The sequence below is a fragment of the Jiangella endophytica genome (assembly GCF_003427025.1).
GTDB classification, from domain to species: domain Bacteria; phylum Actinomycetota; class Actinomycetes; order Jiangellales; family Jiangellaceae; genus Jiangella; species Jiangella endophytica.
Window position 1 is genome coordinate 126,503 of the sequence record NZ_QVAI01000020.1, and the last position, 11,620, is coordinate 138,122.

Here is an 11,620-nt window from a genome sequence, read left to right on the forward strand (position 1 = left end):
GATGTTCGACGTCCACACCCACTGTCACCAGCCCGAGCACTGGGGCCCGGAGTGGAAGGCCAACTGGGCGCCCGTCTACGGCCAGGAGGAGGCGCACGCGTTCACGCCCGAGGAGTACGACCGGGCGATGAAGGAGGGCGGCGTCTCCGTGGCCTGTGTGTTCGGGCTGCGGGCGACGGCGGCCGGGGTCGCGACGCCGAACGAGTACGTCGAGTGGTTCTGCGACAGCACGAGCACCGAGACGATCGGGTTCATGGCGCTGGACCCCACCGACGCCGATGTTCTCGAGCAGCTGGAGGACGGCGTCGCGCGCGGGCTGCGCGGGATCAAGCTGTACCCCGTGCTGTCCCTGTTCGACGCCCGCGACGAACGCTTCGACGAGTTCTACCGCGCGGCGACGGCGCACCGGCTGGTCATCCTGTGGCACATGGGCGCGACGCCGAGCCCGTCCGGCTCGCTCCTGGTCAGCCAGCCGCTGGTCGTCGACGAGGTGGCCCGCCGGCACCCGGAGCTCACCATGGTGATGGCGCACATGGGGCACCCGTGGCAGCGCGAGGCCATGGTGGTCTGCCGGAAGAACCGGCGCGTCTTCACCGACGTCTCCGCGTCGTGGGCGCGGCCGTTCGACGGATACCACGCGCTGGTCCGCGCCCAGGAGTGGGACGTCGTCGACAAGCTGCTGTTCGGGTCGGACTTCCCGATCTGGACGCCCGCGCAAGCCGTCGCGGGGCTGCGGGAGATCGCCGCGATGCGCCCGCCGACGCTGCCGTACGTGCTGCCGTCGACGATCGAGTGGCTGCTCGACGGCGACCCGCGCGAGGCGCTGGGGCTGCGATGAGCGGCGTCGAGACCCGGGCGGCCGTGTTGTGGCGGCTCGGCGCGGAGCCGCCGTACGCGGGTGGCGACGCGCTCACCGTCGAGTCGCTGACGCTGGCTGAGCCGGGCGCCGGTGAGCTGCTGGTGCGGATCGAGGCGGCCGGGCTCTGCCACTCCGATCTCTCCGTCATCAACGGCAGCCGGCCGCGGCCGACGCCGATGGTGCTGGGCCACGAGGCGGCCGGCGTCGTCGAGTCCGTGGGGCCCGGGGTCATCGACGTCGCGCCCGGCGACCACGTCGTCATGACGTTCGTGCCCTCGTGCGGGCACTGCCTCGAGTGCGCCGCCGGACGCCCCGCCATGTGCACCGTCGGCGCGGCGGCCAACGGCGCCGGCCGGCTGGTCGCCGGGGGCACCCGGTTCGCCCGTGACGGCGTCGGTTTCGCGCATCACCTGGGTGTGTCGGCGTTCGCCGAACGGACGGTCGTGTCGCGTGGCTCGGTGGTCGTCGTGCCGCCATCGGTCCCGTTCGACGTCGCGGCGATGCTCGGCTGCGCCGTCCTGACCGGCTTCGGCGCCGCGGTCAACACCGCCGGCGTGCGGCCGGGGGAGTCGATGGTCGTGTTCGGGCTGGGCGGGGTCGGGCTGTCCGCGGTCATGGCGGCCGCGCTGGCCGGCGCCCACCCCGTCGTCGCCGTCGACACCGTCGAGTCGAAGCTGTCGCTGGCCTCGTCGCTCGGCGCGACCGCCGTCATCGACGCCGGCGCGACCGACGACGTCGTCTCCGCCGTCCGCGACGCGACCGGCGGCGGCGCCGACCACGCGCTGGAGTGCGTCGGTAGCGCCGCCGTCCTCGAGACCGCCTTCGCGGCGACCGCCCGCGGCGGCTGCACCGTCGCCGTCGGCCTCCCCGACCCCTCCCATCGCTCCGCCCTCCCCGCCGTCACCCTCACCGGCGAGGGCCGCGTGCTGCGCGGCTCCTACATGGGCTCGGCCGCGCCGGCGCGCGACATCCCACGGCTGATCCGGCTCTGGGAAGCCGGCAAGCTGCCGGTCGAGCGCCTGCGCACCGGCGACATCGCCTTCGCCGGCCTCCCCGCCGCCTTCGACGAACTCGCCGCCGGTCGCGCTGTCCGCCAGCTCCTCATTCCGTCCGCGTCCTGACGATTCGCGCAGGCGAATGGGTGAGGGATTGGTGTCGCTCTGGCAGCACTCATTCCTCAACCATTCCCGTGCGCCGCATCGCTCGCTCGCCTTCGTAGGCGGCCGTCAGCGCGGGGAGGTCGAGCTTGACCATCGACAGCATCGCGGCCGCCGTGCGGCCGGCCTTCTCCGGGTCCGGGTCGGCGAGGTAGCGCAGCAGCTGCACCGGCGTCACCTGCCACGAGACGCCGAAGCGGTCCTTGAGCCAGCCGCACTGCGTCGGCGTCCCGCCGCCGTCGAGCAGCGCGTCCCAGTAGCGATCGATCTCCTCCTGCGACTCGCAGGAGACGAACAGTGAGATCGCGTCGTTGAACCGGTCGTGCGGCCCGCCGTTGATCGCCATGAACTGCTGGCCGGCCAGCTCGAACGTCGCCGACTGCAGGGTGCCGGCGGGGAACGGGCCGCCCGGGCCGAACCGGGTCACGTCGGCGATGCGGGCGTCCGGGAAGATCGACGTGTACAGCGTCAGGGCTTCCTCGGCGTCGTCCTCGAACCACAGGAACGGGGTGATCTTCTGGCTCATGGTCGTGTCCTTCGTTCCGGCGCCGGCGTCTCCGGCTCTTCGTCAGTGGGTCGGAGCCGATCCGCGGTTCTCGACACGTCCGGCTGATCGAGTGTCCGGCGCAGCAGCCAGTCGCCGCCGGTGCGGATGAGCGCGTAGCGCGCGGCGCCGTTCCGGCCGTGCAGGGTGAAGAGCATCCGCCGGTGCGTGCGGTCGTGCTCTTCCCACCAGCCGGTGTCGGCGACCGACTTGTGCTCGTCCTCGTAGCCGAGGTGGTCGAGGTCGTGATCGGGCACCTCGACGGCCAGCCGGTTCTCGCCCGGCCGGCCCGGGAGCCCGCGCGGCACCGCCCACGACCGCAGGACGCCGTCCTCCTCGAGGCGCAGGTCGAAGTGGTGCCGTGGCCGGCGGTGCTCGTGCAGGACGAACGCCGGCCGCGCGTCATCCCCCATACGAGGGTTGTACCCGATCGATCACCCGGTGACGCGGCGGCGGACGGCGAGAGCGGCGGCGCCGGCGGCCGCGAGCAGCACGGCGACGGCGGCCGGGCCGGTCCCGGCGCCGGTGTCGGGCAGCTCCTCGCCTGGCTCCTCGGTCGGCGAGGCGGACGGGGTCGGGGACGGCGTGGGCGTCGGCGACGCGGTCGGGCTCGGCTCCCCGGTGGGCGACGGCGTGGGCGACGAGGTCGGCGTCGAGGTCGGCGACGCGGTGGGCGTCGGGGTGGGCGCGGGCTCGGCCGTCACCTCCAGCGGCTCGTCGACCGGCACCGTCACCGGCAGCACCGTCGACTCGCCGCCGGGCGGCGTCACGATCAGCTCGTAGTCGCCGGCCGGGACGTCGGGCAGCACGAATCCACCGTCCTCGTCGGTGGTGGTCTCGGCGACCTCGTCGCCGCCGGAGTCCACCAGCACGATCTCGGCGTCCGGGATCGGCTCGCCGTCCGGGTCGGTCACCGTCCCCGGCACCTCGAACAGCTCGGACTCGTCGAGCGTCAGGTCGAAGTCGACGCCGGTCGCGTCCTCGGCGACGGTGTCGGCCGGCTGTTCCTGCGGGCCGACCACGGTCAGCCCGTCGGGCACCGTGATCGTCACGTCGTACTCGCCCGGCGCGATGCCGGCGAACTCGTACGTCCCGTCGTCGCCGGTGGTCGTGGTCGCGATCACCTCGCCGGACGGGCCGGTCAGGGTGAGCTCCACCCCGGCCTGCGGCGTCGTCGCGTCCAGCGTGACGGTGCCGGCGACGGCGCGCAGCTGCGTCGCGAACCAGGTGTGGTAGACGGGGAACCCGGTCCGCCACTCGAACTCGACCGTCAGCGACGACAGCGCGACCGTCGGCCGGAACCAGCCCGTCGCGCCGCCGGTGTCCGGGCCGTTGCCGGTCAGCGTGACGTCCGAGGCGCCGACCGACGACGCCGGCAGGTCGAAACCGGTCTCGCCGGCGGGCGGGCCGGACGAGCACACGTTGCTCGGCCGCGGCGACGCGTCGCAGTAGTTGAAGACGCCCTCGAAGCCGAGGTCGGCGCCGGAGACGGGCTCGCCGTCGGCATCGGTCGCGGTCACGACGGCGGTGTCGGAGTCGATGTCGCCGAGCGCGAAGCCCCAGCCGCCGGCCGGGGTGGGCGTGTCGAAGACGTAGGTGGTGGTGGACGGCGCGCCGGCGGCGTCGGCGGCCGGGCGCAGGTTGACGTACGGCTGGTCCTGGCTGGACCCGAACACCTCGCCCCACGGCGTCGCCGCGGAGACCCAGTTCGAGGCGCCGCTGGGCACCGTCGCCTGCGCGCGCGAGTCGCTGGTGAACGTCGCCGACGGGAACCCGGGCGGCAGCGTCACCGTGCCGGAGTAGTCGCCACCCCCACCGGAGAGCGTGATCTCGCCGTACGACGCCTCAGCGTGCGCCGTCCCGACGGCCGCCAGCGTCAGTGCCGTCGCCACTGCGGCGGCCGCGGCCGCCCGTCCCACCCCGCGTCGCATGTCCCCGTATGTCCCTTCACGGCATTTCAGCAGTTCAACGGGGTCATTCAACCGGCGGTCCCCGCCCGCCGCCACCGCTTCGGGCAAACGGGCGGGGCCGGCTCACACCGCCGAGAGCGCCGCCGTCGGGGGCATCCGGGCCGCCCGGGCAGCGGGGTAGGCCCCGGCGAGTGCCCCGACGACGACGGTCGCGCCGGCCGCGCCGGCCAGCACCCACACGGGCAGGGCGAACGGCCAGTCCCGGCTCGACGCGAACGCCGCCGTCGCCGCGCCGCCGAGCAGCGCGCCGCCACCGCCGCCGAGCGCGGCCAGCAGCACCGACTCGCCGAGGAACTGCCGCCGGATGTGCGCCCGGGTGGCGCCCAGCGCCCGCCGCAGCCCGACCTCCGAGCGTCGTTCCAGCACCGCGATCACCATCGTGTTGGCCACCCCGATGCCACCGACCAGCAGCGCGACCCCACCCAGCGCCAGCAGCAGCGTCGTCAGCGTCTCGTCGGCCGCCGCCTGTGCGGCCAGCGCGTCCGACGGCCGGCTGACGGCGACCTCCTCCGGCGCCGCGGGGTCGACGGTGGCCGGCAGCAGCGCTCGCACCTGGTCGATCGCGTCCCCGGCCACCCGCTGGTACACCGTCGTCGGCGCGCCGTCGAACCCGAGCACGGACGTCGCGGCCGGCCAGCCGATCAGCGCCGACGTGTCCAGCTCCGGCGCCAGCGGCACCGGGTCGAGGATGCCGGCGACGGTGAACCACTCGCCGCCCAGCCACACCTGCACGTCGCCGTCCGTGCGCGACACCCCGAGCAGCTCCGCCGTGTCCGCGCCCAGTACGACCACGGGGAACGCGCCGAGCACGTCGTCCAGCCAGCGGCCCGACGCGACGGTCGCGCTGACGGTGTCCAGCAGATCGGTCCGGGCCGCGCTGACGGCGATCGCGTTGGTCTGGTTCGGGTCGATCTCGTCGCTGCGGTAGACCGCCGCGCCGGGGACGGTCCCGACGGCGCTCACCGAGTCGACGTCGTCGAGCCGGGCCACCATGTCGACGGACTCCTGCGGCAGCTGCGCCTCGCTGACGAACGACTGGCTCGGCGCGACCGTCAGCAGGTTGGTGCCGAGCGCGTCGAGCTGCTGGTTCACCTGCTCGCGGCTGGACGCGGAGATCCCGACGACGGCGACCATCGCGGCGATGCCGACCGCGATGCCCAGCGCCGACAGCACCGCCCGCAACGGCCGCGCGCGCAGGCCCGAGAACGCCACCCGGACGGTGTCGCGCGGCCGCAGCCGCGACCGCGCCGCGCTCACGCCGCCCCCGCGACGCACTCGTCGGACTCGATCCGCCCGTCCAGGATGTGCACCTGCCGCGGCAGCTCGGCCGCCACCCCATGGTCGTGGGTGATGACGATGACGGTGGTGCCGCCGTCGTGCAGCTCGTGCAGCAGCTTGAGCACCGCCGCGCCGGACGCGGAGTCCAGGGCGCCGGTCGGCTCGTCGGCCAGCAGGAACGACGGCCGCCCGACCAGCGCGCGGGCGACCGCGACCCGTTGCCGCTGCCCGCCGGACAACTCGTTCCCCCGATGCCGCAGCCGGTCGGCCAACCCGACGCGGGTCAGCGTCCGGGCCGCCCGGCGCCGCCGCTCGCGCAGCGACGCCCCGGTGTACAGCAGCCCGTCGGCGACGTTGTCCAGCGCGCTGACCCCGGGGGAGAGGAAGAACTGCTGGAACACGAAGCCGATCCGGTGCGCCCGCAACGCCGACAGCTGCTTGTCCGAGAGCGTGCCGACGTCGCGGCCGTCGATACGCACCTCGCCGGCGTCCGCGCGGTCCAGCGTGCCGAGGATGTTCAGCAACGTCGACTTGCCCGACCCCGACGGCCCGACGATCGCGACCAGCTCACCGGGCGCGATGCTGAGGCTGACGCCGTCGAGCGCCCGCACGGGCGGCCGGCCGGGATAGCGGCGGTGGACGTCGCGGAGCCGGATCACCGGCTCCGCCGTCGAGACGGTCATCGCCCGGCCACCCCCACGACGTCGCCCTCGGCGAGGCCGTCGCCGGTCACCTCGACCCGGCCGTCGGCGAACAGCCCCAGCTCGACCGGGACGACCGACGTCGTGCCGTCGTCCGCCACGAGCTCCAGGCCGTACTCGCCGCCGGCCGTCGCGAGCAGCGCCGTCACCGGCACCACCAGGACGCCGGCCCGCTCGTCGACCGGCCGCACCACGTCGACCGGCGAGCCGACCAGCGCGGCGTCCACCGGCTCGGCCAGCGCCACCTCGACCTCGACGACGGCGTCCTCGGCGCTCGGCGCGTCCTCCTCACCGGGCGCACCGCCGGTGGGCGGCGACTCCACCACCGTCGCGGCGGTCACCGTACCGGTCGTCTCGGCGCCGCCCGGCAGGACGACCGTGACCGCGGTGCCGACGGCGAGCAGGTCGCGGTCGGCGACGTCCACCTCGAGCGTCGCGACCTGGTCGGTGCCGGTGACGTCGAGCACCGGCGATCCCGGAGTGACCTGGGCGCCGAGGTCGGCGTGGACCGTGCCGACCCGGGCGCCGTCGGGCAGGAAGACCACATCGGAGCCCGCCACTGTTCCTGTTTCAGCGGCGCCGATGTCCTCCTGCCACTCCTCGACCGCCTCGGCGGTGTTCTCGGTGTACTCGTCGTCGGCCGTGAACCCGGTGTACCCGAGCGCCGCCAGGTTCGCCTCCAGCTGCTCCACGTCGACCCCCTCGTCGCCGGGACCGAGGTCGCGGTACATCGGGATGACGCCGAGCAGCGCCGTCACCGGCCGCTCGTCCAGCCGGAACAGCTCGGTGCCGCGCGTGACCTCAGTGTCGGGCGCCGCGACGCGGGTCAGCGTGCCCTGGGCGGCCGGGATACCGAGCGCGTCGCCGTGCCCGAGCGTGCCGGACCACGTCTCGGTGGCCGCGATCGTGTCGCGCACCACCTCCGCGGTCGCGGCCGGTCCGGTCGCCGCGTCCGCCGGCTCGCCGCCGTCGTCCTGCGTCAGGTACCAGGAGGCGCCGCCGGCCCCGGCCACGCCGATGACGCCGAGCGTCAGCCAGAGCAGCCGGGCGCGGCCCCGGCGCGGCCGGTCCAGGTCCGCGTCGAGGTCGTCCTGATGGTCGAGCGTCGCCGTCACCGCCCACCGCCCGGGCCCGGGCCGATCCGGATCGGCGCGCCGTCGAGCTCGGGCTGACATGTGGTCATCGCGGCCTGGAACTCGGCTGACTGCGGATCGACGCCCTCGGGCATGCTCAGCCCGCCGTCCGCCGCCGGGTCCGGCATGTCGATGCCGTTCTCGCGCATGCACTCCGTGAACGCGCGCAGCGACTCCAGCGCGTCGCCGTCCACCTCCTGCAGGTCGCCGCCGTTGGGCAGCAGCGAGCGGCACTCCTCCATCGCCGCCTGCGCGTCCGGGTCGCCCTGCGGCAGCTGCAGCTGGATGCCGGGCTGGCCGGGATCCGGATCGGGCAGGTCGACGCCGTTCTCGCGCATGCACTCGTAGAAGTCGAGCTCGGCCTGCTCCGGGTCGGTCTCGCCGCCGCTGGTGCCGGCCGCGCTCACGTCGCCGCCGTCGTCGCCGTCGTCGGAGCCGCACGCGGTCAGCGCCGCGGTGAGCAGCAGGGCGATGACCGGCAGCAGGCGGGTGCCGCGCCGGGTGGGTCGGGTCATGATGTCCTCCGGGACGAAAGTGGATGTCGGTGTTCTGCCGTGCATCCGCCACGTTCCCGGCGCGGGATGAGACCTCTTTAGGGCCGGTCTAAGAGTGGGCTGAGAATCGCGGCCTCGGGTTCCGGCAGCGGTACGACGAGCGTGAACACGGCGCCGCCGCCCTTGCGTCCTCCGGCCGTGACGGAGCCCTCGTGCAGCTCGGCGGCCTGCGCGACGATGGCCAGGCCCAGGCCGGAGCCGTGCCGTTCGCGGGCGGTCTGGCCGCGGTAGAAACGGTCGAAGATCCGCGGCAGGTCGGTGCCGGAGATGCCCGGGCCGCGGTCCAGGACGCGGATCCGGGCGCCCGCCGCGGTCTCGTCCAGCAGCACGTCGACGGCGCCACCCGCAGGGCTGACCTGGACGGCGTTGCGGACCAGGTTGGCGACCGCGCGTTCCAGCACACCCGGGCGCACGACCGCTTCGAAGGGGCGGCCGACGACGGTGACGGTGACGGCGGGATCCACCCGCCGGGTGCGGGCGACGGCGCGCTCGACCAGCGCACGCAGGTCGGTCTCCAGCGGTGGCTCGGGCTCGGTGCCGCCGCGGGCCAGTTCGACGATCTCGCCGACCATGACCGACAGCGCGGCCGTCTCCGCCTCCAGGTCACGCAGCAGGCCGGCCCGGTCGGACGGGGCCAGCCGGCGGTCCGTGTGCTGTTCGCTGCGCAGCAGGACGCCGAGGTCGTTGCGCAGCGTCGTCAGCGGGGTGCGCAGCTCGTGGCCGGCGTCCTCCACCAGCTGCCGCTGCTGCGTCCGGGCGTCGTCCAGGGCGGCCAGCATCGCGTTGACCGAGCCGGCCAGCCGCGCGACCTCGCCGCGGGCGTTGCCCGGCGGGTCGATGCGGTGCGCGAGGTCCTTCGTCGTCGCGACCTGCTCGGCGGCGTCCACCAGCCGGTCGATCGGACGCAGCCCGGTGCGGGCCGTGGTCCAGCCGAGCGCGGCGGCCGCGGCCACGCCGACGCCGGTGATGCCGGCCAGCAGCCAGGCGATCCGCGTCATCGTGCCGTGCACCCCGTCCAGCGGCTGGACCAGGCGCAACGCCCCACCGGCGTCCAGGGACGCCGTCATGACCCGCATGTCCTTGCCGTCGACGGTCTCGCTGCGCAGCAACGGGCTCTCGATCTCGCCGGCCAGCATGCGCTGCTCCTCCTCGTCCAGGACCAGCGCGTCCGGCTCGTTGCCCGGCGGCAGCCCCGGCTCGACCGAGCCCTCCGGGGTGATCGTCTGCAGGCCGAGCGGCTCGTTCGCCAGCACCAGGGAGATCCGGGTCCGGGCGCCGTCCGGCAGCTCGGCGGCGGTCTGAGCCATCTCCTCGATGTCGGGGATGCGCGAGAGCAGCCGCTGGTCGATCTCGTCGAGCAGGCTCGAGCGGATCAGCAGCCAGGCCGCAACGGAGGCCGCCACCACCGCCAGCGCCACCGCGGCCGACGTCAGCAGGGCCAGCCGCGCCCGCAGCGTCACGGTTGCGCCGCGCGTAGGGGTGCAGAGCCCGCCGCGGCGTCCGACGGCGGTCCCGCGCTGAGCTTGTAGCCCACGCCGCGGACGGTGTGCAGCATGCGCGGCTCGCCGCCGGCCTCCAGCTTCTTGCGCAGGTAGCCGATGTAGACGTCGAGCGAGTTCGTCGAGCCGTCCAGGTCACAGCCCCACACGCCCTCGTACAGCTGGGCGCGGGTGAGCACCTGCCGGGGGTGCCGCATGAGCAGCTCGAGCAGGCCGAACTCCGTCCGCGTCAACGAGATGTCGCGGTCGGCCCGCCGTACCTGCCAGGTCCGCGGGTCCAGCCGCAGGTCGCCGACCACCAGCGGAGCCTCGTCCCCCGTCGTCGCCGTGCGCCGCAGCATCGCCCGCAGCCGAGCCAGCAACTCCTCGTGGGCGAACGGCTTCACCAGGTAGTCGTCGGCGCCGGAGTCCAGCCCCAGCACCCGGTCCTTGACCGCGTCGCGGGCGGTCAGCATCAGGACGGGTGTGCGGTCACCGTCGCCGCGCAACCGGCGGCACACCTCGATGCCGTCCAGGTGCGGCATCATCACGTCCACCACCAGGACGTCCGGGCGCACGTCGGGGAGCCGGCGCAGCGCCTCCACCCCGTCGGCCGCGGTCGTGACCGCGTAACCCTCGAAGCGCAGCGACCGCGCCAGGGACTCCCGGAGCACCGGCTCGTCGTCGACGACAAGGACCCGCACGATCCACAGTGTGGAGTGCGAGGTTAAGAGCAGCCTGAGAACTGTGTGCGCGACTCAGGGGTCGAGCCGGAACGGCGGGTACTTGTCCGTGACCAGCGTGACGGCATAGCCGGCGACCCGGTTCTGCCAGCGGATGACCCCCTCGACGTAGTCGAACAGGCCACGTGGGTAGCGGCCGGTGAACAGCACCGCGAACCAGGCGAAGATCACCGCGAAGATCGCCCCGATGTGCAGGAAGAACAGCACGATGTAGTGCGGGATGGCCAGGAACCACTTCACCAGCGGCAGCCACCGGTTCAACTCGGTGGGCACGTCCGGGTAGCGGTAGTCCAGATGGACGTACTGGTGCTCGTCGGTGGAGGGGTAGCGGTCGCTCATCAGTGCGAGGTAGCACGCGACGCGGTTGACGAAGCGCTGCAGCTCGAGGTTCCAGTCGAACCACCAGCGCGGGTACTTCTGCCGGAACAGGATCAGCAGCAGGGGACCGAAGAAGAGCAGGCCGCCGGCGCCCGCGGCGGCCGCCTCGCCCTCGTCGTAGCTCCACTGCCACGTGCCGCCGGCCACGGCGCCGAGCACGATGAGGATCGGGATCGCCACGATGAGCCGGAAGAACGTGGTGACCCGGTCCAGCTGGCCTTCGGGGTAGTCGACGGAGAAGGTGACGGGATACGCGGGGGGTTCGTACGGCTGGTACTCCTGCATGACACACCGTCCTAGGTCGGCGACTCGAGCCCATGATCAGGGCTCTCACCAGGTCTACTACCGTCCGGACGGGTTGGGGGCGCTAACGCGTGAACCAGTTTCGCGGGCCCGACTTGACGACCCCGGCTGATCTTTGTAAGTTTTCCGTCGGCTCGTGAGAGCGCGGGACGCCGCAAGGCGGCCCGGACTCACGGAGTCACCCCCGTACGAACGGCCACCGTGGCGGACTTGCGTCCGTTGCCGGTGGCAGGAGCATGGGGTGCTGGCCTCCCAGCCAAGCGAAACGAGATCAGCCTGGCGGCTTGATCCGGGGAGCGAGGTGGGGTAAGCTAGCGGGGTTGCCCGGGCGAGGATCCTTCGATCGACAGCCAGTTGAATTCGAGAAAAACGCGAATTTGACTCGGAAGACCGGGAAAACCTAAAGTAATACCAGCGCCTCACGGAGATTCCGAAAGGAATCAAGCGAGTGCGTCCGATTTTTGAGAACTCAACAGTGTGCCTGATGATGTTTGGTTGATGCCAAGTTTGTTTGTGTCCTCG

Annotated in this window: 11 protein-coding genes and 1 pseudogene; 2 read left to right on the forward strand and 10 right to left on the reverse strand. The window is 73.4% G+C overall.

The window, feature by feature from the left end:
- Position 1 precedes the first annotated feature (1 nt).
- Together DZA62_RS29860 and DZA62_RS29865 are read left to right on the forward strand one after the other, a co-directional pair.
- Complete coding sequence (locus tag DZA62_RS29860) at positions 2–838, forward strand: amidohydrolase family protein (protein ID WP_116952597.1); 837 nt, start codon at positions 2–4, stop codon at positions 836–838.
- Positions 835–1,980: a zinc-binding dehydrogenase gene (locus DZA62_RS29865; protein ID WP_116952598.1), complete on the forward strand. Its 1,146-nt coding sequence runs from the start codon at positions 835–837 to the stop codon at positions 1,978–1,980. The genes DZA62_RS29860 and DZA62_RS29865 overlap by 4 nt, the downstream gene beginning before the upstream one ends.
- A gap of 49 nt (positions 1,981–2,029) precedes the next feature.
- Here DZA62_RS29865 and DZA62_RS29870 read toward each other — a convergent pair whose 3' ends face one another.
- From DZA62_RS29870 to DZA62_RS29915, 10 genes and pseudogenes are all read right to left on the reverse strand, one after another.
- Positions 2,030–2,542 carry a VOC family protein gene (locus tag DZA62_RS29870; protein WP_116952599.1) on the reverse strand — a complete coding sequence of 171 codons (513 nt, stop codon included), beginning with the start codon at positions 2,540–2,542 and terminating at the stop codon, positions 2,030–2,032.
- 80 nt (positions 2,543–2,622) lie between these two features.
- Positions 2,623–2,973, reverse strand: a pseudogene (locus tag DZA62_RS29875) (DNA polymerase ligase N-terminal domain-containing protein); the annotation flags it as partial.
- 21 nt (positions 2,974–2,994) lie between these two features.
- Positions 2,995–4,491: a carboxypeptidase regulatory-like domain-containing protein gene (locus tag DZA62_RS29880; protein ID WP_157987994.1), complete on the reverse strand. Its 1,497-nt coding sequence runs from the start codon at positions 4,489–4,491 to the stop codon at positions 2,995–2,997.
- 102 nt (positions 4,492–4,593) lie between these two features.
- On the reverse strand, positions 4,594–5,787 hold the full coding sequence (locus DZA62_RS29885) for an ABC transporter permease (RefSeq protein WP_116952625.1): 1,194 nt from the start codon (positions 5,785–5,787) through the stop codon (positions 4,594–4,596).
- Entirely contained in the window at positions 5,784–6,491 is a 708-nt protein-coding gene (locus tag DZA62_RS29890) for an ABC transporter ATP-binding protein (RefSeq protein ID WP_116952602.1), read from the reverse strand. Before DZA62_RS29890 ends, DZA62_RS29885 begins: the two co-directional genes overlap by 4 nt.
- A complete protein-coding gene (locus DZA62_RS29895) occupies positions 6,488–7,624 on the reverse strand; it encodes an efflux RND transporter periplasmic adaptor subunit (protein WP_116952603.1) in 1,137 nt (378 codons plus the stop codon). The genes DZA62_RS29890 and DZA62_RS29895 overlap by 4 nt, the downstream gene beginning before the upstream one ends.
- Complete coding sequence (locus DZA62_RS29900; RefSeq protein WP_116952604.1) at positions 7,621–8,157, reverse strand: hypothetical protein; 537 nt, start codon at positions 8,155–8,157, stop codon at positions 7,621–7,623. Before DZA62_RS29900 ends, DZA62_RS29895 begins: the two co-directional genes overlap by 4 nt.
- 77 nt (positions 8,158–8,234) lie before the next feature.
- Entirely contained in the window at positions 8,235–9,656 is a 1,422-nt protein-coding gene (locus DZA62_RS29905; protein ID WP_116952605.1) for a HAMP domain-containing sensor histidine kinase, read from the reverse strand.
- Positions 9,653–10,378 (reverse strand): response regulator transcription factor, encoded by a 726-nt coding sequence (locus tag DZA62_RS29910; RefSeq protein WP_116952606.1) that lies wholly within the window; start codon positions 10,376–10,378, stop codon positions 9,653–9,655. The genes DZA62_RS29905 and DZA62_RS29910 overlap by 4 nt, the downstream gene beginning before the upstream one ends.
- A gap of 54 nt (positions 10,379–10,432) precedes the next feature.
- Positions 10,433–11,080: a DUF4389 domain-containing protein gene (locus tag DZA62_RS29915; RefSeq protein ID WP_116952607.1), complete on the reverse strand. Its 648-nt coding sequence runs from the start codon at positions 11,078–11,080 to the stop codon at positions 10,433–10,435.
- Positions 11,081–11,620 lie beyond the last annotated feature (540 nt).